Origin of the sequence: Rhizobium sp. JAB6, assembly GCF_003024605.1 — a bacterium.
GTDB lineage: Bacteria > Pseudomonadota > Alphaproteobacteria > Rhizobiales > Rhizobiaceae > Rhizobium.
Genome location: NZ_PYJQ01000010.1, coordinates 301500 through 327390, shown reverse-complemented (window position 1 = coordinate 327390; position 25891 = coordinate 301500). Strand labels below are relative to the sequence as shown.

Genomic DNA, 25891 nt, shown 5'->3' with positions numbered 1-25891 from the left:
TCAGGCGGCTTGTTGCAGGGCGGGAGCGACGGCTGCGCCTTCGGTGTCGAAGACCATGATGTGGCGCGGGTCGATATAGACATCGATCGCATCGTCGACATCGATATCCTGCACGCCCTGGGTCAGCATCACCCAGCGCCGGCCGGCAAAATCGATATGGATGAAGCTCTCCGAGCCGGTGATCTCGGTCACCATCACCCGTGCCGGGGCAGCGACCGCCTCCGGCGTCTGTGGCGCAAGTGCCAGATGATGCGGCTGGAAGGCGATCGTGTAGCGGCCATCCGGCCGGTCTTCCAAACCCCTAGGTACGGGCAGGCGGATGTTGCCATCAAGCGCGAATTCGCGGCCGCGCTTGTCGAGCGTGATGGTGTTCAGCGGCGGATCGGCAAAGGTGGTGGCGGTTATCAGGTCCCGGGGATTGCGGAAGACATCGATCGTCGGCCCGAATTGCGTGATGCGGCCTTCCGCCAGGGTGGCGGTATTGCCGCCGAGAAGTAGCGCTTCGGACGGTTCCGTGGTGGCGTAGACGAAAATCGCGCCGGATTCGGCGAAGATCTTCGGCAGTTCGGCGCGCAACTCCTCGCGCAGTTTGTAGTCGAGATTGGCGAGCGGCTCATCGAGCAGGACAAGCCCGGCATTCTTGACGATGGCGCGGGCAAGCGCCGTGCGCTGCTGCTGGCCACCGGAAAGGCTCAAGGGAAGGCGATCAAGGAAGGGGCCGAGACGTAGAAGATCGGCTGCCTTCTTTACCTCGCGGTCAATGATTGCAGCACTCTTGCCGCTCAATCGCATCGGCGAGGCGATGTTGTCATAGACGGTCATGGCGGGATAGTTGATGAATTGCTGGTAGACCATGGCGACGTTGCGGCGCTGCACCGGCTGGCCGGTGACATCGGCGCCGTCGACATGGATCGTGCCGGTGGTCGGCTTGTCGAGGCCGGCCATCAGCCGCATCAGCGATGTCTTGCCAGACAGTGTCGGCCCCAGCAGCACGTTCAGCGTGCCGCGCTGCAGCGTCAGATTTGTTTCCGCAATATGCGTCTCGCGGCCGACGGACTTCGATACGCCCCTGAGTTCAAGCACGATAGATTCCTTCCATGCGCCGCATTTCTGCTGCGAGGATTGCCAAGAGACCGATCCGTCCGGGAACGCCGTCCCCCGCACGGTGCCTGTTGCTGAGATTATGGTTGTTCGGAAGCGGGTTTCGCCGATCTATCTGCGGAGACGTCATGCCAGCGGAAATTGCGCCGCGCGACATTAAAAGCGATGCGGCTGGCGCCGCAGACTACGCTCTTTTCCGTGTTGATCTGATTTTCGGACAATTATCCCTCCCCCTGTTTCGATTTGCACCCCTTACGCAAAAACCGAAACAATAATGACGATAAATGAAGATAAAGGAATGTCAAACGAAAACTGCCCGCGTTTCAGTTTCGCTTCATAAATCTCGTCTCATGGATGTCTTAGTAATTTATTATCAATCTGCTAAGCGATTGATCGGAATTGCAAATGCGCGGTTGCAGCCTCCTGCGGGTGTTCACTGAGATCGCAGCGGCTTGGAGCCTCGCCGACTGTCCTGGCAATTCGAAACTCAAAAAGAGGGGTGAAGTCCGCCACTGCATGCAAGGCGGAATCCGTAAGGTCGGGAGAACTGGAAAGGAGACGATAGCACGCTACAGGGCGGAGTTCCGATGGGAGCTTCTTTCACGCCGTCTGTCTGGCTCACCATTCGGCCGCGAACAGAACTCGCCGCCTGTGCGATTGCGCCACCCATCGGATGGCAAATGAAAGCCGCCCCTCAAACATTATGAGGAGCGGCAATTTTTGCGAATGAGCAAAGAAAGCGCTCAGCGCGCCGCCCAATTGGCGCCGCGGCGGAAGATGGTCTTCATTTGCGACACGTCGAATTCCCTGGCCTGGTGGCCGAGCGAGGAATAGAAGACACGGCCCTTGCCGTATTTGCGCTTCCAGGCGACCGGCATAACGACGCCGTCGATCCAGTAGGCATGGTCACCGGTGAAAGTCGTGGTCGCCAGCACCTCGTTCGATGGGTCGACATGCATATAATATTGCTCGGATGTGTAGCGGAAATCGGTGATCCCCTCCATGATCGGATCGTCCGGGCGCGTGATATTGACCGTATAGTCGATGATGTTGCCGGGATGGGCGACCCACTGGCCGCCGATGATGAACTGATATTCAACGCTTTCGCGGAAACTGTCGCCCGCGCCGCCATGATAGCCGGCTATGCCGACGCCGCTTTCGATCGCATCGGCAAGGTTCTTCACCTCTTCCTTCTCGATCTTCGACATGGTGACGATCGGCACGATCAGGCTGAGATCGTGAATCGACGGATCGGCGAAGGCCTCGGTGCTGTTTTCGAGATAGACCTTGAAGCCGTCCTCTTCCAGCATGTCGCGGATGATGTGAGCGCATTCCTGCGGTTCGTGGCCGCTCCAGCCGCCCCAGACGATAAGTGCTTCGCGCATGGTATTCCTCCTGAAATTGTGCTGTTAGCGGCCGATCTGCCCATCCACCAGGGATTCGGACAGAGGGGCGGGACGCTCCGTTTGCGTCGTGATGGTCACTGTGCGCCCGCTGTCGGAGGCCGTCTGGAAGGCTTCCATGACTTCGAGCACATGCAGCGCCAGGCTGCCATTGGCGCGGTGGGGGCGGTTCGAGCGGATGGCGTGCGCCATGTCGGCGACGCCGAGCGAGCGGTAGTTGCCGTCGGCATAGGGCGCGGTGATCTCGAACTCTGCGAACTCGCCGCCTTTCTTCAGATACTCCACCGGGCCGCCGAACCGGTTGGGATCGGGTACGATCAGCGTGCCTTCGGTGCCGTAGACTTCGAGCGGCACATGCTTGTGGCCGGCGACATCGAAGCTCATGCCGATCTGGACGACCGCGCCATTGGTAAAGGCCATGACGCCGGCGACATGCGTCGGCACATGCACAGGAATGTGCTCGCCATTGCGCGGTTCGCTGGTGATGATGCGCTCCTTGCGCGGGGTGACGGCAAAGCCGGCGACCTGGGAAACGGGACCGAGCAGATTGATAAGATCGGTGATGTAATAGGGGCCCATATCGAGCATGGGGCCGCCGCCGACTTCGTAATAGAAAGCCGGATTCGGATGCCAGCGCTCATGGCCGGGGCACATGAAGGTGGCTGTGCCGCCAACGGGAATACCGATCGCGCCCTCGTCGATGATGGCGCGTGCCGTCTGATGGCCGCCGCCGAGGAAGGTATCGGGCGCAGCGCCGATGCGCAGGCCCTTGGCGGCAGCAGCATCCGCAAGCGTCTTGCCCTCGGCGAAGTTGATGCCGAGCGGCTTTTCCGAATAGGTATGCTTGCCGGCTTCTAATGCCTGAAGGCCAACCGCAACATGAGCCTTCGGAATGGTCAGGTTGATGATGATCTCGATCGAGGGGTCGGCGAGCAGGGTGGCGATATCGACCGCTTTCAGGCCGAATTCGGCAGCCTTTGCCGCCGCGAGCTCGCGATTGAGGTCGGCGACGCCTTTGATGTCGAGAATGGGAAAGGATTTCATGGCGGTGAGATAGGCGCCGGAAATATTTCCGCAGCCGATAATGCCGATGCCGACCTTGTTCATAAGCTTCCTCCAGATGAATTGTCTTTGCTGTTCCGCGAAATCAAAGGGCCGGTGCCGGTCCGGTCGTTCCCCAGGGCGATTCGTAGAGTTCGCGCAACGCGACGACGGCAGCGCCCTGCGCCCAGGTCTCGTCGGTCGACTGGTCGAAGACGAGTTCGGTCACGCCCCTGATCGATGGCGGGATCGCCAGCGAATAGGCCTCCCTCAGGCTGTCGAGGAAGGGTTGACCGAGCGCCAGGCTCGATCCCACAAGAATGACGCGCGGCGGGGCAAACAGTGTGACGATGTTGGCGAGCGCCATGCCGCAGGCTTCGCCGGCGCGGATGGCAGCATTGATCAGCGTGTTATCCTCGGCATCGATCAGCGTCTTGGCATGCGCCATTCCGCGGCCGAGGCGGATGGCCTCGGCAAAGCGGCCGCTCGGCTGGTCGCCGAGAATGGCGCTTTCGCCGGCAAGGCTTGCCAGACGAATGATGCCCTGTGGACCCATGCCGAGTACGAGGTCGCCGAGATTGTGGCTGAGGCCGCCGGCGCCGCGAAAGAGCTGGCCGCCATGCAGCACGCCCAGACCCAGCGTCTGCTCCAGCGACACGAGAACCATGTCGTCCAAATCCCTGGCCTTGCCGAACCAGTGATGCGCCAGCGTGATGGCATGCGCATCGCTTTCGACGATGGTGATCACGCCCAGCCGCTCGGACATTTCCTTGGCGAAATCGACGCCCGTCTCGCGGAAGATCGGGCTGGTGCGGATATGGCCGGTGCGGTGCTCGACGACACCGGGCAGGCCGAGGCAGACGGAATCGATCTCGTCGAGCGCGAGATTGGCATCGACGACGCAGCGGCGCACGCCATCCTCGATCAGATCGGCAATGACGCTGATCGGCTGCCGGTCGACGCGCAGCGCCAGCGTCAGCGTCGATAGAACCTCGCCGCAAAAGTCGGTCACGACGAAGACCATGCGGTTGGCGGCGATTTTCGCGCCGACGACGCGTGCGGCGTCGGGATTGAGCTCCAGCATGACGCGCGGCCGGCCGCGGGCTGCCGCCTCGCGCAGGTCGCCTTCGGTGCGGGCCAGGATCAGCCCATCGTCCAGCAACGAGGCCGTGATCGCCGAAACTGTCGTCGTCGAAAGCTGGGTGCGGTCGCTGATTTCGATGCGTGCGATGGAGCCCGCCCGCCGGATCGTGTCCAGCACATTGAAGCGGTTTATCGCCCGCATAAGCTCGGGATCTGCTGTTTTCATGAAATTGGCGCCGAATGAAGGACCCGCTCGGCTGCGGCCTGATATTTTTAACGGAATGCGAATTAAATAGCCTATGGCCATTGCCGAATGTCAAGCCGTTTTGCTGTCGATTTGCCGAAAATTTGGTGACGGCGGTTGACTTTTCCGCAAAGCTCCGCTGAATTATTCCGCATAAGGGAAAAAATATTGAGGCTTTTGTTCCCTTGGGAGGAGAAAATCATGATCCATCTACGCGGGGCCAAAGCCCTTCGCCTAGCCGCTATTGCCGCTACGACCGGCCTGGCTATTCTTGCGGGCGCAACAGGCGCTGCCGCCGATACCGTCGTCAAATGGCTGCATCTGGAAACCGATCCGAATTATGTCGCCGTATGGCGCAAGATCGCCGATCAGTATGAGGCCAAGCATCCCGGCACCAAGATCGAGATGCAGTTCCTGGCCAACGAAGCCTTCAAGGCGAAGCTGCCGACGCTGCTGCAATCGAAGGACGCGCCCGATTTCTTCTTCAGCTGGGGCGGTGGCGTTCTGAAGCAGCAGCAACAGACCGGCACGCTGATGGACCTGACCGCCGCGATGAACGCCAAGGATGGCGCCTGGGTGAAGAGTTACAATCCCGCGGCGGTGAAGGGCCTGACCTTCGACGGCAAGATCAGCGCCGTACCCTACAAGCTCGGCACGGTTTCCTTCTTCTATAACAAGGCCTTGTTCGCCAAGGCCGGCGTCGATGCGAGCGCCATCAAGACGTGGGACGATTACCTGGCCGCCGTCAAGAAGATCAAGGCAGCCGGCATTGCGCCGATCGCCGGCGGCGGCGGCGAGAAGTGGCCGATCCATTTCTACTGGAGCTATCTGGTAATGCGCGACGGCGGTCAGCAGGTCTTCAACGACGCGAAGAACGGCAAGGGCAAAGGCTTCAACGATCCCTCGATCATCAAGGCCGGCGAACAGCTTGCCGAGCTCGGCAAGCTCGAGCCCTTCCAGCCCGGCTATCTCGGCACCACCTGGCCGCAGGCGCTCGGCGTCTTCGGCGATGGCAAGGCCGCGATGATCCTCGGCTTCGAAAATACGGTCGCCAACCAGCGCACCAATTCCGGCGACGGCAAGGGACTTGCGGATGACAATATCGGCCGCTTCGCCTTCCCGGCCGTGACGGGCGGGGCCGGTCTTCCAACCGATACGCTCGGCGGGTTGAACGGCTGGGCCGTCACCAAGAAGGCTCCGCCCGAGGCGCTCGATTTCCTCGCCTATCTCACCAATGCCGAAAACGAGCGTACCATGGCGCAGGCCGGCATGATCATCCCGGTCGCCATCGGTGCCGAAGACGGCGTGAAGGGTCCGCTGATGCACGAGGCTGCCGACCAGCTGGCGCATTCGACCTGGCATCAGAACTTCTTCGACCAGGATCTCGGCCCCTCCGTCGGCCGCGTCGTCAACGATGTGGCTGTCGGCATCGTCTCCGGCCAGATTTCGCCGAAGGATGGCGCGCAGCAGGTCCAGGACGCCTTCGAGCAGGACCAGCTTTAATGCCATCCGGCGCCGGCCTCTCCCTTGTGCCGGCGCCGGTTTTTCTTTGAACTGCAACCGTCGAGACTGTCCATGACCGATGTCAGCGCCACGACCGCCATGCCCCCCGTTGCAAGCGCGAGACCCGCAACGAAGCGAAAATCGCCGGCTGCGCGTGGCCGCCTGCCCGTCATCCTGCTGTTCCTGCCGCCGGCGCTGCTGCTCTTCACCATCTTCGTCATCCTGCCGATGGGGGAAGCGGCCTGGTACAGTCTTTATCGCTGGAACGGTTATGGCCCGCCGACCGAGTTCGTGGGGCTGCGCAATTTCCAGGTGCTGTTCAAGAACGGCGCCTTTCTGACGTCGCTCAAGAACAATGCTTTGATCATCGTCGTGTCGATCGCCGTCCAGGTGCCGCTTGCCATTTGGTTGGCGACGATGCTGGCGCACCGCATTCGGGGCGTCGTGCTCTTCCGGCTGATCTTCTTTCTGCCTTACGTGCTGGCCGAAGTGGCCGCCGGCCTGATCTGGCGCTTCGTCTACGATGGAGATTACGGCCTGTTTGCGGCGATCGCGCATTTCCTCGGCACTGCCACGCCTTACGTGCTCGCCGACAAGGATCTCGCGATGTATGCCGTGCTCGGCGTGATCGTCTGGAAATATTTCGGCTTCCACATGATGCTGTTCATCGCCGGTATGCAATCCCTAGACAAGAGCGTGCTGGAAGCGGCCGAAATCGACGGCGCGACCGGCTGGCAGAAATTCCGCTACGTGACGCTGCCGCTGCTCGGCTCCACGCTGCGTCTCTCCGTCTTCTTCGCCGTCGTGGGATCGCTGCAGCTTTTCGACATGATCATGCCGCTCACCGGCGGCGGCCCGTTCAACTCGACCCAGACGATGGTGACCTTCCTCTACAATTTCGGTGTCACCCGCATGCAGGTCGGCCTCGGCAGCGCCGTCGGCGTCGTGCTGTTCGTGATCTGCGTCACCCTCGCCTTCGGCTACAAACGGATATTTATGCGCAATGACTGATCTGGCCTCATCCATTCGACTGACCACCGGCACCAAGATCTATCTCTATGTGTCATTGACAATCATTGCCGCGATCGTGCTGATCCCGCTGCTGACGACCGCGCTCGGCGGTTTCAAGACGCTCGGCGATCTCCGCACCAATCCCTTCGGCCTGCCGGCCGAGTGGCATTTCGAAAATTATACCGGCATTCTGTTCGGCGACCGCTACTGGCGGCAGATGATGAATTCCTTGATCATTGCCGTGCTGACGGTGTTCCTGACGCTGTCGGTCTCGGCCATGGCGGCCTTCGCCTTCGCGCATGTGAAATTCTTCGGCTCGAACTTCCTGCTGAACTATTTCCTCATCGGCCTGATGTTTCCGGCGGCCACCGCCATCCTGCCGCTCTTCATCCGCATCCGCGATCTCGGCCTGCTCAACACCTATTGGGGCGTGGTGCTGCCGCAGGTGGCTTTCGGCCTCGGCATGAGCATCCTGCTCTTCCGAAACTATTTTCGAAACCTCCCGGAAGAATTGTTCCAGGCGGCTTTCGTCGACGGCTGCGGCTATATCCGCTTCTTCTGGCATATCTCGCTGCCGCTTTCGCGGCCGATCATCGCCACCGTCAGCATCATCTCCTTCGTCGGCAGCTGGAACAGCTACATACTGCCGCTGATCATGCTGAACTCGGATTCGATCTATCCCTGGCCGCTCGGCATGATGGTCTATAGCGGCGAATTCGGTAGCGAATGGGAGCTGGTGCTCGCCTTCATCACGCTGACCATCCTGCCGACCATCATCGTCTTCTTCCTGGCGCAGAAGCACATCATCGCCGGCCTCACCGCCGGTGCCGTGAAATCCTGAGCCTTACTGGAGCACAAACCACATGGCATCCGTCGAACTGCACAACATCCACAAGGCCTATGGGGCGCTGACGGTCATCCACGATATCTCGCTTTCGATCGAGGACGGCGAGTTCATCGCGCTGGTCGGCCCCTCCGGCTGCGGCAAGTCCACGCTGTTGCGGATGATCGCCGGGCTGGAAGAAATCACCGATGGCGACGTATTGATCGGCGGGCAGGTGGTCAACTCGATGACGCCGCGCGAGCGCAACATCGCCATGGTCTTCCAGTCCTACGCGCTCTATCCGCATATGACGGTCGCCGAGAATATGGGCTTCAACCTGAAGCTCTCGGGCGAGACCAAGCCGGTGATCGAGCAGCGGGTCAATGAAGCGGCGCGCATGCTCGATCTCACCAAGCTCCTCGACCGCAAGCCGGCGCAGCTTTCCGGCGGCCAGCGCCAGCGCGTCGCCATGGGCCGCGCCATCGTGCGCAATCCCGCCGTCTTCCTGTTCGACGAGCCGCTCTCCAATCTCGATGCGAAGCTGCGCGTGCAGATGCGTTCCGAGATCAAGGCGCTGCATCAGAAGGTGCAGACCACTTCGATCTACGTCACCCATGACCAGATCGAAGCCATGACGCTTGCCGATCGCATCGTGGTGCTGAACCAGGGCAGGATCGAGCAGCAGGGCACGCCGATCGAGCTTTATCGCAAGCCGGCCAATCTCTTCGTCGCCGGCTTCATCGGCTCGCCGGCCATGAATTTCCTCGACGGCGTGGTCGAGGGCGTCGAAGGCTCGCCGGCCGTGCGGCTGAAGGACAGCACGCCAGTGCGGATTGCCGGGGAGCGCAAGGTAAAGGCGGGCCAGAGCGTGAAGATCGGTCTGAGACCCGAGCATCTGAGCCTTGCGAGCGGCGGTTCGCCGCTCACGGGCCAGACGCTGCTTGTGGAGCCGACCGGCGCGCAGACGCATGTGCTCTTCGATCTTGCCGGCGAGCAGGTGACGGCCGTCGTCGATGGCGAGGCGCCGGTGCGCTATGGGCAGCCGCTGAATGTCTCCGTGAGCCCGGAGCAGGTGTATGTCTTCGATGCGTCGAGCGGGCTTGCGCTTTAAACTTTCACATCGATCGAATCGACGCGATCCGGATAGAAGGCCATGTGGTCCTTGATCCGGCTGACGGACGCATAGGGATTTTCGTAAGTCCAGATGGCATTCACCGAACGCTCGCCGCCGGCCGGGATGCTGTAATAGGAGCATTCGCCCTTGTAGGGGCAGTAGGTTTCATGGTTGGTCCTTTCCAGCAACGACATGTCGACGTCCTTTCGGGGAATGTACAGCACGGCCGGATAGGACGCTTCCTTGAGAGAGAGTGCCTCATGCGTATCGGCGATTACCCTGCCGGCGACGGAGACCGTGACATGGGCCTGCTTTTCCTCGATCGTGATCGGATGATCCGGACCGGGGATCTTAACCAGCTTTTCGGACATGATTGGATTTCCTGAGATGGGGTTGCAGGAGACGGCTCGAGATATTCACGCGAAACTGAATCGGGATGTCTTTGTCCGGAGGATATAGGAAGGCCATGTCCGGATTATCAGTCCTTGCGCGCACCCCAGCGCAGGCCATCCATCAAGAGGCGCACGAGGCGGCGGGACCGGTCGTACCATTCCGGCGAACTGGGCATGGAATAGGTGCCGGACAATGCGTGCAGCACATCGATGCTGTCGACATCGGTGCGGATCGTGCCGGCGGCGACCGCGCGATTGATCAGGCCTGAGAGCACGACCGGCACCTGGCCGTAACTGTCGGCAAAGAGCTTGGAATTGCTGCTGAGAAGAATGCGCAGGCTGTCGGCCATACCCCTTTTCGTGGCGATATAACCGACGAAGCGGTTCATCCACTCCTCCAGAGCTTCATCGGGCGCGCGCTCGCGCGAAAGTTCTTCTGCGGCATCGCACAGTGCTTCGACTTCGTGACGATAGACCGCTTCGACCAGATGTTCGCGGCTCGGGAAATGGCGATAGAGGGTGCCGATTCCGACATCCGCGCGCCGCGCGATGTCTTCCAGGGAGGCGGCGGTGCCGTGGTGGGCAAAGGCTTGGGCCGCTACTTCGATCAGCTTGTCATGATTGCGCCGCGCATCGGCGCGCAGGCGTCTGCTTTCATGCGACGCCACGGGCTTTGCTTCAGGCAACGGCTTGCGCGCCAATTTTTTCTCCTTGCGGATTGCCACGGTGATAACCTGCCCCTGCCGTCAAATAGCGGGCGGCAGCGTCTTCTCCATGGCCAAGTGTGGGAAGATTGTTACCGCATTCGGCATCGAGGCGCTATTGCCGCCCGCCGGAACCGGGAGGAGTGGCCTTCGCGCGGCTTGTTGGCCTGTTTAAGGAGAGGGTGCGCCGAAATGGTTCGGTCCGAAGCTTGGCCCCAAATTCGGTCCCGGGCTCGGCCCTGAATTCTGCCCAAAGCTCGGGCCTTGCTCGAAGTTGGCGAAGGCGGCAGGCTGATTGTCGCGAGCCGGCGGAACGTCAAGATAGCTCATGATGTTTTCAACATGATTGACCTGAGAACGCAGGCTGTCGAGCGATTTGCCCGTCAGATTGGTGCCGGCAGGCAATTGCGCCGTCAGGGGATTTTCGTAACGTCCATTGACGCGCAGTTCGTAATAGAGGTGCGGACCGGTTGAGTAGCCCGTCGAGCCGACATAGGCGATGACCTGACCTTGGGTGACGCGCTGGCCGACACGCAGATCCGACGGCGTTGACGAAATATGGGCATAGGTGGTTTCGTAACCGCCATCGTGGCGGATGCGGACATATTTGCCGTAGCCCGTTTCCCAGGAGATCTTCTCGACGACGCCATCGCCGGCCGCCTGGATGGGGCTGCCCATCGGTGCGCGGAAATCGACGCCGTTGTGGAATTTTTTCACGCCCAGGATGGGGTGGATTCGCCAGGCAAAACCGTCGCCGAGCGTGCCGTTCGGCACGGGCCGATGCACCAGTACCTTGGCAATCGAACGGCCGCGCTCGTCATAGAATTCCGAAGGCCCCTCGCCGTCATTCTTATGCAGATAGAAGCGATGCGTGTCGCCGTCGGCATGGAATTCGATGAACATCAGCTCGTTCCGGCCGTCGTCCGCCTTGCGGAAGAGCAGATCGACGCTGTCGGGCGCCTCATCGATGCTGGTGAGTGAGATGCCCTTGGCCTTGGCGAGCTTGATGAGCTGCAAGGCATATTCCTTGGTCAGGCCGGCTCTTTCGAGCTTGCCGCTGACCGCCGCCTCGTCGTTTTCGTCGATGCCCTTGAGATCGACCGCGGCGACCTCCGTCGACGACGGAGCGTCGGCCTGACTTTCGCTGTAGAGCGTGGAAAACAGCCTGTCATTGGCCACCGGAACAAAGCCATTGGCATCGTCGCGGGCAACGACGCGCTCCGGCGTCTTGTCGCCGCTGAGGCGCGCCATGATCAGCTTCGGCCGGGAATTGGGGCCTTTTTTCTCCAGCAGCAGCTCCAGACTGTCGCCGGGCGAAACCGTATCGGTCTCCAGCGCGCGCTGCAGCTCGTCGCCGGCATCGTTGCCGAGGCCGGCGGATGCCAGGATGTCCCGCAGATCCTGCTTGTCCTTCGGCATGGAGACGAGCCGGTGGAACTCGCGGCCGGTTTCGCCGGTCGTCGCGCGCGATACGCTGACGTTCAGCGGCACGCCGCGAACCGGAAAACGGGAACGGCGTACGGCATCATAATGCGTGGTCTGCGGATAGATGCCGTGGCGGATATCCGATAGCGACGGCGGCGAAAATACCTCGTTGTCGGCGCGCTCGGCGGCATAGGAGGCATTGATGGCGCCCGCGCCGTTGCGGGCAAGCGCTGTCTCGCCGGATTTGAAGACGAGCGTCGTGCGGTGATAGGTGAAGATGCGGGTTTCGCCGCTGGATAGTTTTTCTGCCACCTGCGCGAAGCGGGCACCATCGAAACGCTGTTTTGCCGCCAGCCGGCCGGCTTTACGCATGGCTGGCTGAGGGCGCGCGAGCTGGGCAGTGCGCACCGGCGTTGCCGGTTCGATCGTGTGACGCGCCAGCAAGGGATAGAGCACGGTGGCGAGCAGGCCGAAGGACGCAGTGCCGGCAAGGCCGATGACGATCAGATGGCGAAGATGCGCGGAGCGCGGGAGGAACGGGATATGAAAATCGTGATGCGGCCGCGCCTGAATGGCGGCCTCTGCAGGAAATTGAACGCGCAATGGACTTTCGGCCATGAAGTGAGGAACCCTGCAGATTGCGGTGGGCCCAAACTAGGGCAAATCATGGCGAAATCTAGGCAAATATTACGGGGCGGTTAATTGCCGTGATCGTCCACAGGGCCAGATTTGCGCGTTCCGGATGATTCGTCAACCGAAGATGGTGTCGTAGAGCAGTTTGAAGTTCAGTGCCAGAATGATCGCGGCAACGATCCACGATAGAACGGCGACGCTTCTCGATATGACGAAACTGCCCATTTTCTCGCGATTCGTCACAAATTGGACTAGGGGAATGACGGCAAAGGGCAGCTGCATGGAGAGAATGACCTGGCTCAGCACAAGCAGGTTAGCAGTGCCTTTTTCACCATTGATGGCGGTCACGAACACAACCGGAATAATTGCGAGGCCGCGCGTCAAAAGCCGTCTTGCCCAATGCGGAATCCTGAGCCGGAGAAAGCCTTCCATCACGATCTGGCCGGCAAGCGTCGCCGTGACGGTCGAGTTGAGGCCGGAGGCGAGCAGCGCCACCGCAAAAAGCGTCGAGGCGATGCCGAGACCGAGCAATGGCGACAGCAGCTCATAGGCCTGGCCGATCTCGGCGACATCGGAATGGCCGCTGGCGTGGAAAGCGGCGGCTGCGACGATCAGGATCGCGGCATTGACGAAGAGCGCCAGCATCAGCGCGACGGTGCTGTCGACCGTCGCCCACTTGATGGCGTCGCGGCGGCCCTCTTCCGTGCGCTTGTAGGCTCGTGTCTGCACGATCGAGGAATGCAGATAGAGGTTATGCGGCATGACGGTCGCGCCGATGATGCCCATGGCGATGTAGAGCATCTCGTGATTGGTGACGATTTCAGGCGAGGGGATGAAGCCGTGCAGGATCGCTGCGACCGGGGGGGACGCGGCGGCGATCTGAACGGCAAAACAGGTGGCGATGACGATCAGCAGCGCGATGACGAAAGCTTCGAGATAGCGGAAGCCCTTGCTCATCAGGAGCAGCAATAGAAAGGCGTCGAGCGCGGTGATCAGCGCGCCGCCGATCAGCGGAATTCCGAATAGCAGCTGCAACGCGATCGCCGTGCCGATGACTTCGGCAAGGTCGCAGGCGATGATGGCGAGCTCGCAGGCGAGCCACAGCGCCAGATTGACCGGGCGCGGATAGTGATCGCGACAGGCCTGCGCGAGATCGCGGCCGGTGGCGATGCCAAGTCTTGCGGAAAGCGCCTGTAAAAGGATCGCCATCAGGTTCGACAGCATGATGACGGCAAGAAGCGTGTAGCCGAATTGCGCGCCGCCGGCGAGATCGGTCGCCCAGTTGCCGGGGTCCATATAGCCGACGGAGATCATATAGCCTGGGCCGAGGAAAGCGATCAGGCGCCGCACCCAGCTGCCGGCATGGGGAACCTTAACCGTGGCATTGACTTCGGGAAGGCTTGGACGATCGTCTTCGTCGCGGTTGGCAAATTGCCATGCGCGCCGCTGTGTTGCAGCTTCTTGAACTTGCGTCATGCGGGGCTCCGGGAGGATCACGTCATGTTTCCACCAAATAAATATGTCTAACGCAAGAATTATGCAATAGGCTATATTTCAATCGTTGTTGCATTTTTCTGCCTGGAGGACTGGCTTCCTGGCGGTCGTTTTTGCATCGTATGGGGGCGACAGGGCCGCGTCTCCAGGTGCTCACCGGCAGCGGCGGCGGGAATGGTTGCCTGATCATTGAATGGCGCGGCGATCGTCGACGGCGTCGGACAGCTGTTCGGTAAACTCTCAGGCAGGGATCATGATGGCGAAGATCCGTTGCTGATGCCCTCTCCTCAGCCGGCATCCGCAGAATTTGGATTGTATTTTCGCTCGTTCGGCTGAGGGGATCGTCATGTAGCCGCCGCCAATCCATTACATCGGCGGCACGGTGCCGTTGAGGCCAACGGCGACGCGGTCTGCTGAGACCGTGGTTTCGCCGGTTTGATCGCCTGTGATGAAGACGCCGGCGCCGGGCTTCAGATCGGCTTTGCTTGCCGATGTCAGCGTCACGACGGGCGTGCCATCCGGGATATTGATCTTGCGTTCGCCGCCCTTGTAGGTGAGCGTCAAGGTCGGACCGCTGACCGAGGTCACGGCATTGGCAACCGTGGCGTTGGTCATAGAGCTGTTCGGCGCTGAATCCCAAGGGCGGTCCCCTTCGCCCGTTCCCTTCATTGAGGCCGGGAAGATGACGACTTCGATCGCGCCATTGATGCCGTTTTCGGTCGGCTGCGAGGCGATGCCGACGAAATCGCCGGGCTTGATATCGGTGACCGCGGCCTTGACGACGCCGCCGACGTTCCAGCCGGGTTTCAGCGCGACCGTCACGTCCTTGCCGTCGCGGGATTTGACCTTGAGCGTATCGCCATCGAGGCTTTCTACGGTGCCGCGCACCCTCACGCGCTCGGCAGCATCGGCGCTTTGCAGCGCGGCGAGCATGGCAGCGGAGAGCGTCAGCGCAGCTGCGATCAGACGTTTGCGATCCATGGGTGGGGTCTCCCTTGAGATATCGGCCGAGCGGTGCGCCGGCCGTACTTGATAAAAGGTTGGAGCCAGGGCAGGAGGCCGAGGAACCGTTTCAAAACCATCGACATATCGATCCTAAGCGCCGCTTCCATCACTCGCCATTCAAACAAGTGTGAGATTGCCATCTCGTCCCGCGCGGGCAGAAATTCCTGGAAAAGGCGTGTTATTTCGCGGAACATCAAGCATTGCTTAACATTTACCGTTAGACTGCGCTGGTTATCTCGAATTCCCTATCGCGCTTGGCGCTGGGCTGGGGAGATTGGAGAACGAAATGACCGCGATTCGTCCGCTTCTGATCGGAATCCTCCTGATTCTGGCATTGGTTCTGATTGCGCTCAGTATCCTGCTGGTCGATCCCGCTCAGCCTGTTCGTCAATCCGACAGCCTCATTCCGCCGCCGACAGAGTCGCCGCAGCGTCCTTAAAGCGGTGCGGGAATAGGGTCAGCTTGCCGGTGTAAAGCGCGCCACGAGGCTATGGCGATCACCGGGATAGGTGAGGCTGACATGGGTTATCGGACCAGCGGCGCTCCAGGTGCGCCGCTCGACGACGAGGCATGCCGTACCCTTCTGGATATCGAGGTTGGCGGCGGCGTCGCCTTCGGCCGATATGGCGCGGATCTGATGTTCGGCGGTGCTCCAGGGCACCTGGTTGAGCAGCCAGGGGCCTGGCGGCAATGTCTCGAAATCTGCCGTCGCGGCTTCCGGCACCGCGTCGAGATTGATGACGCGATTTTCCAGGCAGAAGGGGCGCGGACCGGCATAGTGGATGCAGGTGATCTCTATCACGGGGATAGAGCCGACGAACTGCAGCCTGCGCGCGTCCTCCGTCCGTCCGCGCCGCTCGGCAAGCTTTATCAGCCGGTGCGAATAAGGCAGGTTAAGCGACAAAACCTCGGATTTGATGTCGTGGATCTCAAGCACGGCGGATTGCGCCTGCGGATGCGTGACGAAGCTGCCCGAGCGCTTTCGCCGCTCGATCAGCCCGGCGCGGGCAAGCTGGGTCAGCACTTTGTTCACCGTCATGCGCGAGCAGTCATACTGCTCCGCCAGGTCCATCTCGAACGGGATGCGATGCCCTGGAGGCCAGGCGCCGGAGACGATCCGGCCCTCGATATCGCTGAGGATACGCTGATGCAGGGTCGCCTCTTTGCCTGTGGTCATACCGTCCGTCTGTTCCGTGTGAGACATGGAATCTCCCGCAGGTTATTTAGAGGCCAATCTAGGGGAGGAAAAGCTGTTTTTAAGCGATCAGCTCGGCCATCGCCTGCCGGAATCGCGCCGAAATTTCCTCTCTCTTTCGATGGCGGCCGCCTTCGACCTGCTTGCGGCCGAGCACCCAGACGCCATCGACCTTGATGCCGCCGGCAAAGGTCCAGTGATCGAGAAGGCGATCGCCGGAGAGGTACGGCACGGCACTTACATCGAGCGAAACGATATCGGCGTGGTTGCCGATGGCGAGGCCGGCCTGCGCCTTCAGGGCGGCGCCGCCGCCGGCCAATGCGCCATCGAACAGCATACGGGCGGTGGAACCGCCTGTAGCGGCGATGACGTTGCGGGCGCGCAGCGCCAGGCGCTGCGAATATTCGAGCTGCCGCAGCTCCTCGGGCACGGAGATGAGAATATTGGAATCGGAACCGACGCCGTAGCGGCCGCCTTCCTCCAGGAAAAGCGGTGCCGGGAACACGCCATCGCCGAGATTGGCCTCCGTGATCGGGCAGAGGCCGGCGACCGCGCCGCTTCTTGCCATGCGCCGGGTCTCATACTCGTTCATGTGCGTTGCATGGATCAGGCACCAGCGATCATTGACGGGCGCATTGTCAAGCAGCCATTGCACCGGGCGCGCACCCGACCAGGCGATGCAGTCTTCGACTTCCTTCACCTGCTCGGCGACATGGATATGGATCGGCCCATCGCCGGCGATCGGCACGAGCTTTGTCAGCTCTTCCGGTGTCACGGCGCGCAGGCTATGCGGCGCAATGCCGAGTTCGGCCCCGGGCAGGCGGCTGGTGACCGTGCGGCAGCCGGCCATCAGCGCTTCGAAGCTCTCGATCGAATTGATGAAGCGGCGCTGGCCCTCGATGGGGGCGGCGGCGCCGAAGCCGGAATGGGCGTAGAAGACGGGAAGCAGCGTCAAGGCGATGCCGGTCTCAGTGCTGGCGGCGCCGATGCGCTCGGCCAGTTCGGCGATATTGGCATAATGGCCACCGTCCTTGTCATGGTGCAGATAGTGGAATTCGCCGACGCGGGAAAAGCCAGCTTCCAGCATCTCCATATAGAGCTGCGCCGCGACGGCCTCGACATGATCGGGCGTCATCGACAGAGCGAATTTGTACATGACGGTGCGCCAGCTCCAGAAGCTGTCGTTTGCCGGCCCGCGGACTTCGGCGAGGCCGGCCATGGCGCGCTGAAAGGCATGGCTGTGCAGGTTCGCCATCGCCGGGACCAGAACGCCCTGCCTGTCGTCACCGGCCTCGGGCGCAACATCCGTCGCGATCTCGGTGATGCGGCCGCCTTCGAGGGTCAATCGCACATTCTCGTGCCATCCGTCGCCAAGCAAAGCCGTGCGTGCATGAAGTGTCGTCATGGTCTCACCCTTTCCTTTCGGACACGGAGTCCAAAATCCCTCTTGTCAGCCTTTCGATTATGTATATACATTATGAGCCAACGAGGAAAGGCGTAAAGCTGATGGGTGGGAATAATTTTTCCGAAGATGGCGAGAAGGACGACGCGGCAGGCCGCGTCTGGCGCAATGCGCGTCTGGCGACCTTGAAAGAGGGCGAGGCCCGGCTCGGCATGATCGAGAAAGGCGCGATCCTGACCAAGGGTGGCCGTATCGTCTTCGCCGGCCATGAAGCCGATCTGCCGGACACGTCCCGTGCCGAAATCATCGATCTCGAAGGGCGCTGGGTGACGCCCGGCCTCGTCGATTGCCATACGCATATCGTTTATGGCGGCAATCGCGCCCGTGAATTCGAGATGCGGCTGGAAGGCGCGAGCTACGAAGAAATCGCCCGCGCCGGCGGCGGTATCGTTTCCTCCGTCAACGCGACGCGGGCACTGTCGGTGGACGAGCTTGTCGCCGTGGCGCTGCCGCGCCTCCATACGCTGCTTTCCGAAGGCGTAACGACCATCGAGGTGAAATCCGGTTATGGTCTGAGCATCGAATCCGAGCTGAAGATGCTGCGCGCCGCGCGCAAGCTCGGGGAGGTCCGCCCGGTTCGGGTCGTCACTTCCTATCTCGGCGCCCATGCCACGCCGGCCGACTACAAGGGCCGCAACGGCGACTATATCGATGATGTCGTATTGCCCGGCTTGCATCAAGCGCATGCCGAAGGGCTCGCGGATGCGGTCGATGGCTTCTGCGAGGGCATTGCCTTTTCGACAGCGGAAATCGCCCGCGTCTTCGATCTTGCCAAGTCGCTCGGGATTCCGGTGAAGCTGCATGCGGAGCAGCTCTCCAATCTCGGCGGCGCAAAACTTGCCGCCTCCTATGGCGCGCTATCGGCCGATCACGTCGAATATCTGGATGAGGACGGCGTCAAGGCAATGGCTGCCTCCGGCACCGTTGCCGTGCTTCTCCCCGGCGCCTTCTATGCCATCCATGAGAAACAGAAGCCGCCCGTTCAAGCGCTGCGCGATGCCGGCGTGCCGATCGCGATTGCGACCGACTGCAATCCGGGCACCTCGCCGCTGACCTCGATGCTGCTGACCATGAACATGGCCGCGACGCTCTTCGGCCTCACCGTGGAAGAATGCATTGCCGGCGCGACGCGCGAAGGCGCGCGCGCTCTTGGGCTGCTCTCTGAAACGGGCACGCTCGAAGGCGGCAAGTCGGCCGATTTTGCCATCTGGGATGTCGAAAGCCCGGCGGAGCTCGTCTATCGCATCGGCTTCAATCCCCTCCATGCCCATGTCTTCAAGGGAAAAAGGTTCAACCGATGACCGTCGTTCTTCATCCCGGCTCCGTTTCGCTGCAGCAATTGGCAGCAATCTACTGGACCGGCGAGCCAGCCAGGCTCGATGCCTCCTTCGACGCCGGCATTGCCAAGGCTGCGGCCCGCATCGCCGAAATCGCCGCCGGAAACGCGCCGGTCTATGGCATCAATACAGGTTTCGGCAAACTGGCGTCGATCAAGATCGATAGCGCCGATGTCGCCACACTTCAGCGCAATCTCATCCTCTCGCATTGCTGCGGCGTCGGCCAGCCGCTGCCTGAGAATGTCGTCCGCCTCATCATGGCGCTGAAGCTCATTTCGCTCGGACGCGGTGCGTCCGGCGTGCGGCTGGAGCTGGTGCGGTTGATCGAAGGCATGCTCGAAAAGGGCGTCGTGCCCGTCATTCCCGAAAAGGGTTCTGTCGGCGCATCGGGCGATCTGGCGCCGCTGGCGCATATGACCGCCGTCATGATGGGGCATGGCGAAGCCTTCTATGCCGGCGAGCGCCTTTCCGGCGCTGCTGCGCTCGACCAGGCCGGTTTGACGCCGGTCGTGCTCGCCGCCAAGGAAGGACTTGCGCTCATCAACGGCACGCAGGTCTCGACCGCTCTTGCGCTTGCCGGCCTCTTCCGCGCGCATCGCGCCGCCCAAGCTGCCCTCATCACTGGCGCCATGTCGACGGATGCGGCAATGGGCTCCTCCGCCCCGTTCCATCCCGATATTCATACGCTGCGCGGCCATAAGGGTCAGATCGACACAGCCGCCGCCCTTCGCGGCCTGCTGGCAGGCTCCGTGATCCGCCAAAGCCATATCGAGAGCGACGAGCGTGTGCAGGATCCCTACTGCATCCGCTGCCAGCCGCAGGTGGACGGCGCCTGCCTCGATCTGCTGCGCTCCGTCGGCCGCACGCTCGAAATCGAAGCGAATGCCGTCACCGACAATCCACTCGTGCTTTCGGACAATTCCGTCGTTTCCGGCGGCAATTTCCATGCTGAGCCGGTCGCCTTCGCCGCCGACCAGATCGCCATCGCCGTCTGTGAGATCGGCGCGATCGCGCAGCGCCGCATCGCGCTGCTCGTCGATCCCGCGCTCAGCTACGGCCTGCCTGCGTTCCTCGCCAAGAAGCCGGGCCTCAACTCCGGTCTGATGATTGCCGAAGTGACCTCGGCTGCGCTGATGTCCGAAAACAAGCAGATGTCGCACCCGGCCTCCGTCGATTCGACGCCGACTTCCGCCAACCAGGAAGACCACGTCTCCATGGCCTGCCATGGCGCGCGCCGCCTGCTGCAGATGACCGAAAACCTCTTCGGCATCATCGGCATCGAAGCGCTGACCGCCGCCCAGGGCGTGGAACTGCGCGCGCCGCTGACGACCAGCCCGGAACTGGCCTCTGCCATTGCCGCCATCCGCGCCGTCGTGCCTTCGCTCGAAGAGGACCGCTACATGGCAAACGACCTGAAAGCCGCCTCGGACCTTGTCGGCTCCGGCGCCCTCAATGCCTCGATTTCAACCGACATCCTGCCCTCCTTGGAGATGTGACATGACCAACCCACGCCATAATATCCGCGAAATCCGCGCTCCTCGTGGTCCGGAACTCAACGCCAAGAGCTGGCTGACCGAAGCGCCGCTGCGCATGCTGATGAACAATCTCGATCCGGATGTTGCCGAGAACCCGAACGAGCTGGTCGTCTATGGCGGCATCGGCCGCGCCGCCCGCACCTGGGACGATTTCGACCGAATCGCCGCCACGCTGAAGACGCTGAACGAAGACGAGACGCTGCTCGTGCAGTCCGGCAAGCCGGTGGCCGTGTTCCGCACGCACAAGGATGCGCCGCGCGTGCTGATCGCCAACTCCAATCTCGTGCCGCACTGGGCAACCTGGGATCACTTCAACGAGCTGGATAAGAAGGGCCTTGCCATGTACGGCCAGATGACGGCCGGCTCGTGGATCTACATCGGTACCCAGGGCATCGTGCAGGGCACCTACGAGACCTTCGTCGAAGCGGGCCGCCAGCACTATGACGGCAACCTCAAGGGCAAGTGGATCCTGACCGGCGGCCTCGGCGGCATGGGCGGCGCGCAGCCGCTGGCGGCCGTCATGGCCGGCGCCTGCTGCCTCGCTGTCGAATCCGACGAAACCCGCATCGATTTCCGCCTGCGCACCCGCTATGTCGACGAGAAGGCAAAGACGCTCGATGAGGCGCTGGCCCTGATCGACAAGTGGACGAAGGCCGGTGAAGCCAAGTCCGTCGGTCTGCTCGGCAATGCCGCCGAAATCTTCCCGGAGCTCGTAAAGCGTATGAAGGCCGGCGGTCCGCGCCCGGATATCGTCACCGACCAGACCTCGGCCCACGACCCGCTGAACGGCTACCTGCCGGCAGGCTGGACGGTCGCCGAACACCGGGCGAAGCGTGAGAGCGATCCGAAGGCCGTCGAAGCCGCCGCCCGCGCTTCGATGAGGGTTCATGTCGAAGCGATGGTCGATTTCTGGAATGCCGGCGTGCCGACGCTCGACTATGGCAACAATATCCGTCAAGTCGCCAAGGATGAGGGCTTCGAAAATGCCTTCGCCTTCCCCGGCTTCGTTCCGGCCTATATCCGTCCGCTCTTCTGCCGCGGCATCGGCCCGTTCCGCTGGGCTGCTCTCTCTGGCGATCCGGAAGATATCTACAAGACCGATGCCAAGGTGAAGGAGCTGCTGCCCGACAACAAGCACCTGCACAACTGGCTGGACATGGCGCGCGAACGCATTTCCTTCCAGGGACTGCCGGCACGCATTTGCTGGGTCGGCCTCGGCGATCGCCACCGCCTCGGCCTCGCCTTCAACGAAATGGTCAGAAATGGCGAGCTGAAGGCTCCCGTCGTCATCGGCCGCGACCATCTCGACTCAGGCTCGGTCGCCTCGCCGAACCGCGAAACGGAAGCGATGAAGGACGGCTCGGATGCCGTTTCCGATTGGCCGCTCTTGAACGCTCTGCTCAACACCGCCTCAGGCGCCACCTGGGTGTCGCTGCACCACGGCGGCGGCGTCGGCATGGGCTTTTCCCAGCACTCGGGCATGGTCATCTGCGCCGACGGCACGGATGATGCAGCCAAGCGCCTGGAGCGCGTGCTGTGGAACGACCCGGCGACCGGCGTCATGCGCCATGCCGACGCCGGCTACGATATCGCGCTTGACTGGGCCAAGCAGCAGGGCCTGCGCCTGCCGGCGATCCTGGGGAACTAAGGCCTAAATCAGCCGCACAAGACCGCCGTAGCTTGCGACGGTCTTGTCGGCGGTGATCAGGGAAATACCTTCCACGAAGGCTTGGGCGACAAGAATTCGATCAAAGGGGTCTTTGTGAATATCGGGCAGATCCGCGACGGCAGCTGCATGTTCACCCAGAACCGCTAGTTCTTGGTAGCCATTTTCGAGCAGATTTTCGCGAAGCTTGCGGGCATCGATGGTAAAGTCTGCCCGAGCGCGCCCGGTCTTGATCGCCACCTCCCATATGCTGACAGTCGAAAATACAATCGTATTGTCAATATCTTCAATCAGATTGCGGGCTTTCTCCGGCAATCGTCGTGACATACCGGTCATCCAAAGCAGAATATGCGTATCGACAAGAAACCTCATTTTTCTTTAATGTCTTTGAAATCGTTGAGATTCCCATAAAACATCTCTTCGATTTCATCGGCCATCATCGTGTCGAAGTCTTCGGGGACAGTAAATTGGCCATCCATGAAACCGATGCGACGCTTCTTTGGCGCCTCTTTCTCTTCGATCGGCACGACCTTCACCATCGGCTTGCCCGCCTTGGCGATAATGAAAGCTTCGCCCTTGGCGGCTTTTTCGATCAGTCGCGACAAATGCGTTTTCGCCTCGTGAATATTGACGGTTTCCATAGCAGGCTCCGAATGGACTTAGTCCACTAAACTTAGTTTACTCTGAATCGAATTGCAATGATGGGACAGGAATAGATGGCAACGCCGAAAATCACGCTTCTCCGCCACGATTGTCACCGTCGCATGCCCTGGAAAAACGGCGGCGGGGAGACGGTGGAGATCGCCGTTTCGCCCGAGGGTGCCGGGCTTGCCGACTTTGGCTGGCGCGTCAGCATGGCGACCGTTGCAACGGACGGTCCGTTCTCGGTCTTTCCCGGCATCGATCGTACGCTATCCATTCTCGATGGCGAAGGCATGACGCTCTTCATCGAGGGGCGTGCGCCCGAACGCCTGACCCAGTCGAGCGAACCGCTGCCCTTCCCGGCCGACGCGCCAACCTCGGCGACGTTGATCGATGGCACGATTACGGATCTCAATGTCATGACGCGGCGGGGACGCTTTACGCATTTGGTTCGCCGCTTTGCTATCGACGGAAAAGGCGAAGTCGCTTTCGAGAGCGGGACTATCCTTGTTCTTTGCCATCGTGGGAATGCGGAAATCGATGGAATGGCGCTTGACGCGGGCGATTGCCTGCTTGTCTCGGAGAGTGACGTCGCACGGCGGTCTATTTCGGGCAGGGCGCAATTGTTCTGGATCGCCGTCACGGCAGTATAGCCGGCTATCTGCCGTTCCTTGACTTGACACCTGCCCAACTCGGTCATCCTATTTCTACTCAGCAGAGAGGATACCGTCATGAGCGACGACCAGATTCCCGCCGATAGCAAGCTCACGACCTCCAAGCGCCGCTGGGCGGCGCAGGGCAAGTTTCTGACGGGACGGATCAGTCGGCCCGAGGCGGAGCGGCTGCCGCCGGGGCAGCATCTCGTCAAGAACTGGCCGGTGCTCGATCTCGGCGTGCAGCCGCAGATTTCACTGTCGAGCTGGCGGCTCGATGTGATCGGTTTCGTGGAAAAGCGGCTCAGTTTGGATTGGGCGGCTTTCCAGGCGATCGGGCAAAGTACCCGTGTCAGCGATATCCATTGCGTGACGACTTGGTCGCGCTACGACAATCGCTGGGAAGGGATTTCGACGCGCGATCTGCTCGATCTCGCGATGCCGACGGAAGAGGCGCATTACGTGCTGTTGACGAGCTATGACGGCTATACCACCAACCTACCGCTATCAGATTTTGCCGCTGAGGATGCAATCCTGGCGACCGCCTGGGAAGGCCAGCCGTTGACGCACGAGCACGGTGGGCCGATGCGCCTCGTCGTGCCGCATCTCTATTTCTGGAAGAGCGCCAAGTGGCTGAACCGCATCGAGCTCATCGGCGCCGACAGAGCCGGCTTCTGGGAAAAGAACGGCTATCACATGTATGGCGACCCCTGGTGGGAGCAGCGTTACTCCGACGATTGAGGCTCCCGGCGCACTGCGGGTGAGGGTGCCCTTGGATTGACCCTTTAGAATCGCGGTTCTGATGTCACCGTGTCAATTTTTGATAGCGACGGTTTGGGTTTGTGGCTTTGCAAGCCACCATCATGAGCGTATTCAATGATCGTATGATTGTTGCCGGCAAGCACGGCTCCCTTGAACCAGTCTCCGAATTCAGATCATGACCATTGCCAGGACCATAGAAGAGCCTACCGAAGCGAGTTTCGGTCGGCAGTCCCGCATCATCGCCTTCGTCGTGGCCGTCTCCTTCTTCATGCAGATCCTGGACGGCACCATCGTCACGACGTCTCTGCCGCAGATGGCGAAAACCTTCGGCGTCCAGCCGGTGACGATGAGCATCGGTATCACGGTCTATCTGCTGACGATGGCGGCCTTCGTCCCGCTGGCCGGCTGGGCCGGCGATCGCTACGGTGCACGACGGGTGTTCCTGGCGTCGATTACGATCTTCACCGTGGCATCGCTGTTTTGCGGTCTCTCCGGCACTTTGACCGAATTCATCCTTGCCCGCGCCGTTCAAGGCATTGGCAGCGCGCTGATGACGCCAGTCGGGCGCATCATCGTGCTGAAAAATGCGCGCAAATCCGATCTGGTGCATGCGATGTCGATGATTACATGGCCGGCGCTGACTGCGCCTGTCATCGGCCCGGTGCTCGGCAGCTTCATCACCACCTATCTCAGCTGGCACTGGAATTTCCTGATCAATATCCCGATCGGCATCATTGGTCTCGGTCTCGTTCTGCGCTTTGTGCCTGATCAGCGGGAGGAAAAGGTCGCTCGCCTCGATTTTATCGGCTTCCTGCAATCGGCGGCGGGGCTGACCTTCCTACTTGCCGGCCTCGAATTGGTAGTGCAGGGCACGACGGGGCTGGCGCCCAGCATTGGGTTGATCGCTGCAGGCGCGGTCTTCTCCGTCATCGCCACCCGGCATTTCATGACGGTCGATGCGCCCTTGCTCGATCTCTCCGCCTTCAAGGTGCAGACCTTCGCCATGTCGACGCTTTCGGCCGGTACGGCGAGCCGTGTGGCGATCAACGCCACGCCCTTCCTGATCCCGCTGCTTTTCCAGGTCGGTTTTGGCCGTACGGCGATCGACGCCGGCGCCTATCTCTTGTTCTATTTTGCCGGCAATCTCGGCATGAAGGCGATCACGACGCAGATGCTGAGGATTTTCGGGTTCCGCAACGTGCTCGTCGTCAACGGGCTGATCTCGTCGGCGAGCATCGCCGGATGTGCGCTTCTGTCTCCGTCGACGCCGGATGCATTGATATATTGCCTGCTATTCATTGCCGGCCTGTCGCGCTCCATGAACTTCACGGCGCTGAATACGTTGGGGTTTGCCGATATCCATGCAGCGCAGCGCAGCTCCGCCTCGACATTGTCGAGCATGCTGCAGCAGGTTTCGCTGCTGCTCGGCGTTGCCGTCGCTGCCGCCGTTCTCAATCTCTCGCGTATCATTCATGGTGGGGAAACGCTTTCGCCCCTCGATTTTCGCTGGGCTTTCCTCATCATTGGCCTTATCGGTGGCATCTCCGCATTGCGTTTTATCAGCCTGCCGCATGATGCCGGCGCAGAGGTATCCCGCCACAAAGTGAAGACCTGATCAAAACCTTCAAATTCTTAACGATATTGACAGGCAAACCGCTGTAAA

General features: G+C 61.2%; 24 protein-coding genes. 11 read left to right on the top strand and 13 right to left on the bottom strand.

The genetic code is table 11. The features are described from left to right. The 4 genes from C7U61_RS17870 to C7U61_RS17855 all read right to left on the bottom strand — a co-directional run bounded on the left by C7U61_RS17870 (nucleotide 1) and on the right by C7U61_RS17855 (nucleotide 4854). Nucleotides 1-1083, bottom strand: a complete 1083-nt coding sequence (locus C7U61_RS17870) for an ABC transporter ATP-binding protein (RefSeq protein ID WP_106999413.1) — start codon at nucleotides 1081-1083, stop codon at nucleotides 1-3. Nucleotides 1084-1844: 761 nt separating this feature from the next. After that, nucleotides 1845-2486 carry a ThuA domain-containing protein gene (locus C7U61_RS17865; RefSeq protein WP_106999412.1) on the bottom strand — a complete coding sequence of 214 codons (642 nt, stop codon included), beginning with the start codon at nucleotides 2484-2486 and terminating at the stop codon, nucleotides 1845-1847. A 24-nt stretch (nucleotides 2487-2510) separates the two neighbouring features. After that, nucleotides 2511-3611 carry a Gfo/Idh/MocA family oxidoreductase gene (locus C7U61_RS17860; RefSeq protein WP_106999411.1) on the bottom strand — a complete coding sequence of 367 codons (1101 nt, stop codon included), beginning with the start codon at nucleotides 3609-3611 and terminating at the stop codon, nucleotides 2511-2513. A gap of 40 nt (nucleotides 3612-3651) precedes the next feature. Then, nucleotides 3652-4854 (bottom strand): ROK family transcriptional regulator, encoded by a 1203-nt coding sequence (locus C7U61_RS17855; protein WP_106999410.1) that lies wholly within the window; start codon nucleotides 4852-4854, stop codon nucleotides 3652-3654. 219 nt (nucleotides 4855-5073) lie between these two features. Here C7U61_RS17855 and C7U61_RS17850 point away from each other — a divergent pair, with 219 nt between their 5' ends. The 4 genes from C7U61_RS17850 to ugpC all read left to right on the top strand — a co-directional run bounded on the left by C7U61_RS17850 (nucleotide 5074) and on the right by ugpC (nucleotide 9320). Further along, nucleotides 5074-6375, top strand: coding sequence for an extracellular solute-binding protein (locus C7U61_RS17850; protein ID WP_106999409.1), 1302 nt, complete (start codon nucleotides 5074-5076; stop codon nucleotides 6373-6375). A gap of 72 nt (nucleotides 6376-6447) precedes the next feature. Further along, the gene (locus C7U61_RS17845) at nucleotides 6448-7386 is read left to right on the top strand and encodes a sugar ABC transporter permease (RefSeq protein WP_106999408.1); all 939 of its coding nucleotides are present in this window, start codon (nucleotides 6448-6450) and stop codon (nucleotides 7384-7386) included. Next, nucleotides 7379-8227 (top strand): carbohydrate ABC transporter permease, encoded by an 849-nt coding sequence (locus C7U61_RS17840; protein ID WP_106999407.1) that lies wholly within the window; start codon nucleotides 7379-7381, stop codon nucleotides 8225-8227. The genes C7U61_RS17845 and C7U61_RS17840 overlap by 8 nt, the downstream gene beginning before the upstream one ends. Nucleotides 8228-8249: 22 nt before the next feature. Then, entirely contained in the window at nucleotides 8250-9320 is a 1071-nt protein-coding gene (gene ugpC, locus C7U61_RS17835; RefSeq protein WP_106999406.1) for a sn-glycerol-3-phosphate ABC transporter ATP-binding protein UgpC, read from the top strand. Here the strand turns inward: ugpC and C7U61_RS17830 are convergent. The 5 genes from C7U61_RS17830 to C7U61_RS17810 form a co-directional block, all read right to left on the bottom strand. Next, nucleotides 9317-9694, bottom strand: coding sequence for a DUF427 domain-containing protein (locus tag C7U61_RS17830; protein WP_106999405.1), 378 nt, complete (start codon nucleotides 9692-9694; stop codon nucleotides 9317-9319). The two genes, ugpC and C7U61_RS17830, sit on opposite strands and share 4 nt — an antisense overlap. Nucleotides 9695-9801: 107 nt before the next feature. Next, on the bottom strand, nucleotides 9802-10416 hold the full coding sequence (locus C7U61_RS17825) for a TetR family transcriptional regulator (protein ID WP_106999404.1): 615 nt from the start codon (nucleotides 10414-10416) through the stop codon (nucleotides 9802-9804). A 174-nt stretch (nucleotides 10417-10590) separates the two neighbouring features. After that, on the bottom strand, nucleotides 10591-12462 hold the full coding sequence (locus tag C7U61_RS17820) for a M23 family metallopeptidase (RefSeq protein ID WP_106999403.1): 1872 nt from the start codon (nucleotides 12460-12462) through the stop codon (nucleotides 10591-10593). Between the two features lie 132 nt (nucleotides 12463-12594). Further along, entirely contained in the window at nucleotides 12595-13953 is a 1359-nt protein-coding gene (locus tag C7U61_RS17815) for an Nramp family divalent metal transporter (protein WP_106999402.1), read from the bottom strand. A gap of 384 nt (nucleotides 13954-14337) precedes the next feature. Further along, on the bottom strand, nucleotides 14338-14952 hold the full coding sequence (locus C7U61_RS17810) for a hypothetical protein (RefSeq protein WP_106999401.1): 615 nt from the start codon (nucleotides 14950-14952) through the stop codon (nucleotides 14338-14340). A 310-nt stretch (nucleotides 14953-15262) separates the two neighbouring features. Here C7U61_RS17810 and C7U61_RS19555 point away from each other — a divergent pair, with 310 nt between their 5' ends. Beyond that, nucleotides 15263-15415, top strand: a complete 153-nt coding sequence (locus C7U61_RS19555) for a hypothetical protein (protein ID WP_173002556.1) — start codon at nucleotides 15263-15265, stop codon at nucleotides 15413-15415. An 18-nt stretch (nucleotides 15416-15433) separates the two neighbouring features. Here the strand turns inward: C7U61_RS19555 and hutC are convergent, their stop codons facing one another. Both hutC and C7U61_RS17795 read right to left on the bottom strand, forming a co-directional pair. Beyond that, the gene (hutC, locus tag C7U61_RS17800; protein WP_106999526.1) at nucleotides 15434-16153 is read right to left on the bottom strand and encodes a histidine utilization repressor; all 720 of its coding nucleotides are present in this window, start codon (nucleotides 16151-16153) and stop codon (nucleotides 15434-15436) included. 79 nt (nucleotides 16154-16232) lie between these two features. After that, the gene (locus C7U61_RS17795; RefSeq protein WP_106999399.1) at nucleotides 16233-17576 is read right to left on the bottom strand and encodes a formimidoylglutamate deiminase; all 1344 of its coding nucleotides are present in this window, start codon (nucleotides 17574-17576) and stop codon (nucleotides 16233-16235) included. A gap of 101 nt (nucleotides 17577-17677) precedes the next feature. Between C7U61_RS17795 and hutI the strand changes: the two genes are divergently transcribed. Genes hutI through hutU form a run of 3 tightly spaced genes read left to right on the top strand, consistent with a single transcriptional unit; the run spans nucleotide 17678 to nucleotide 22153 of the window. Further along, nucleotides 17678-18934, top strand: coding sequence for an imidazolonepropionase (gene hutI, locus C7U61_RS17790; RefSeq protein WP_106999398.1), 1257 nt, complete (start codon nucleotides 17678-17680; stop codon nucleotides 18932-18934). Continuing rightward, nucleotides 18931-20466 carry a histidine ammonia-lyase gene (hutH, locus tag C7U61_RS17785; RefSeq protein ID WP_106999397.1) on the top strand — a complete coding sequence of 512 codons (1536 nt, stop codon included), beginning with the start codon at nucleotides 18931-18933 and terminating at the stop codon, nucleotides 20464-20466. The genes hutI and hutH overlap by 4 nt, the downstream gene beginning before the upstream one ends. A 1-nt stretch (nucleotide 20467) precedes the next feature. Further along, on the top strand, nucleotides 20468-22153 hold the full coding sequence (gene hutU / locus C7U61_RS17780; protein ID WP_106999396.1) for a urocanate hydratase: 1686 nt from the start codon (nucleotides 20468-20470) through the stop codon (nucleotides 22151-22153). A 3-nt stretch (nucleotides 22154-22156) separates the two neighbouring features. Here the strand turns inward: hutU and C7U61_RS17775 are convergent, their stop codons facing one another. Then, nucleotides 22157-22543 carry a type II toxin-antitoxin system VapC family toxin gene (locus tag C7U61_RS17775; protein WP_106999395.1) on the bottom strand — a complete coding sequence of 129 codons (387 nt, stop codon included), beginning with the start codon at nucleotides 22541-22543 and terminating at the stop codon, nucleotides 22157-22159. Next, complete coding sequence (locus tag C7U61_RS17770; protein WP_106999394.1) at nucleotides 22540-22812, bottom strand: type II toxin-antitoxin system Phd/YefM family antitoxin; 273 nt, start codon at nucleotides 22810-22812, stop codon at nucleotides 22540-22542. The genes C7U61_RS17775 and C7U61_RS17770 overlap by 4 nt, the downstream gene beginning before the upstream one ends. 75 nt (nucleotides 22813-22887) lie before the next feature. On the opposite strand from C7U61_RS17770, the gene C7U61_RS17765 reads away from it, so the two are divergent. From C7U61_RS17765 to C7U61_RS17755, 3 genes are all read left to right on the top strand, one after another. Beyond that, on the top strand, nucleotides 22888-23466 hold the full coding sequence (locus C7U61_RS17765; RefSeq protein ID WP_245410826.1) for a HutD family protein: 579 nt from the start codon (nucleotides 22888-22890) through the stop codon (nucleotides 23464-23466). A gap of 78 nt (nucleotides 23467-23544) precedes the next feature. Continuing rightward, nucleotides 23545-24207 carry a sulfite oxidase-like oxidoreductase gene (locus tag C7U61_RS17760; protein WP_106999393.1) on the top strand — a complete coding sequence of 221 codons (663 nt, stop codon included), beginning with the start codon at nucleotides 23545-23547 and terminating at the stop codon, nucleotides 24205-24207. A 196-nt stretch (nucleotides 24208-24403) separates the two neighbouring features. After that, nucleotides 24404-25843, top strand: coding sequence for an MFS transporter (locus C7U61_RS17755; protein ID WP_106999392.1), 1440 nt, complete (start codon nucleotides 24404-24406; stop codon nucleotides 25841-25843). The last annotated feature ends 48 nt before the right edge of the window (nucleotides 25844-25891 follow it).

What these genes read in the sequence shown, in the direction of transcription:
- C7U61_RS17865 (WP_106999412.1), bottom strand. Translation starts at nt 2,486, where the DNA reads ATGCGCGAAGCACTTATCGTCTGGGGCGGCTGGAGCGGCCACGAACCG.
- C7U61_RS17860 (WP_106999411.1), bottom strand. Translation starts at nt 3,611, where the DNA reads ATGAACAAGGTCGGCATCGGCATTATCGGCTGCGGAAATATTTCCGGC.
- C7U61_RS17855 (WP_106999410.1), bottom strand. Translation starts at nt 4,854, where the DNA reads ATGAAAACAGCAGATCCCGAGCTTATGCGGGCGATAAACCGCTTCAAT.
- C7U61_RS17850 (WP_106999409.1), top strand. Translation starts at nt 5,074, where the DNA reads ATGATCCATCTACGCGGGGCCAAAGCCCTTCGCCTAGCCGCTATTGCC.
- C7U61_RS17845 (WP_106999408.1), top strand. Translation starts at nt 6,448, where the DNA reads ATGACCGATGTCAGCGCCACGACCGCCATGCCCCCCGTTGCAAGCGCG.
- C7U61_RS17840 (WP_106999407.1), top strand. Translation starts at nt 7,379, where the DNA reads ATGACTGATCTGGCCTCATCCATTCGACTGACCACCGGCACCAAGATC.
- ugpC (WP_106999406.1), top strand. Translation starts at nt 8,250, where the DNA reads ATGGCATCCGTCGAACTGCACAACATCCACAAGGCCTATGGGGCGCTG.
- C7U61_RS17830 (WP_106999405.1), bottom strand. Translation starts at nt 9,694, where the DNA reads ATGTCCGAAAAGCTGGTTAAGATCCCCGGTCCGGATCATCCGATCACG.
- C7U61_RS17820 (WP_106999403.1), bottom strand. Translation starts at nt 12,462, where the DNA reads ATGGCCGAAAGTCCATTGCGCGTTCAATTTCCTGCAGAGGCCGCCATT.
- C7U61_RS17815 (WP_106999402.1), bottom strand. Translation starts at nt 13,953, where the DNA reads ATGACGCAAGTTCAAGAAGCTGCAACACAGCGGCGCGCATGGCAATTT.
- C7U61_RS17810 (WP_106999401.1), bottom strand. Translation starts at nt 14,952, where the DNA reads ATGGATCGCAAACGTCTGATCGCAGCTGCGCTGACGCTCTCCGCTGCC.
- C7U61_RS19555 (WP_173002556.1), top strand. Translation starts at nt 15,263, where the DNA reads ATGACCGCGATTCGTCCGCTTCTGATCGGAATCCTCCTGATTCTGGCA.
- hutC (WP_106999526.1), bottom strand. Translation starts at nt 16,153, where the DNA reads ATGACCACAGGCAAAGAGGCGACCCTGCATCAGCGTATCCTCAGCGAT.
- C7U61_RS17795 (WP_106999399.1), bottom strand. Translation starts at nt 17,576, where the DNA reads ATGACGACACTTCATGCACGCACGGCTTTGCTTGGCGACGGATGGCAC.
- hutI (WP_106999398.1), top strand. Translation starts at nt 17,678, where the DNA reads ATGGGTGGGAATAATTTTTCCGAAGATGGCGAGAAGGACGACGCGGCA.
- hutH (WP_106999397.1), top strand. Translation starts at nt 18,931, where the DNA reads ATGACCGTCGTTCTTCATCCCGGCTCCGTTTCGCTGCAGCAATTGGCA.
- hutU (WP_106999396.1), top strand. Translation starts at nt 20,468, where the DNA reads ATGACCAACCCACGCCATAATATCCGCGAAATCCGCGCTCCTCGTGGT.
- C7U61_RS17775 (WP_106999395.1), bottom strand. Translation starts at nt 22,543, where the DNA reads ATGAGGTTTCTTGTCGATACGCATATTCTGCTTTGGATGACCGGTATG.
- C7U61_RS17770 (WP_106999394.1), bottom strand. Translation starts at nt 22,812, where the DNA reads ATGGAAACCGTCAATATTCACGAGGCGAAAACGCATTTGTCGCGACTG.
- C7U61_RS17765 (WP_245410826.1), top strand. Translation starts at nt 22,888, where the DNA reads ATGGCAACGCCGAAAATCACGCTTCTCCGCCACGATTGTCACCGTCGC.
- C7U61_RS17760 (WP_106999393.1), top strand. Translation starts at nt 23,545, where the DNA reads ATGAGCGACGACCAGATTCCCGCCGATAGCAAGCTCACGACCTCCAAG.
- C7U61_RS17755 (WP_106999392.1), top strand. Translation starts at nt 24,404, where the DNA reads ATGACCATTGCCAGGACCATAGAAGAGCCTACCGAAGCGAGTTTCGGT.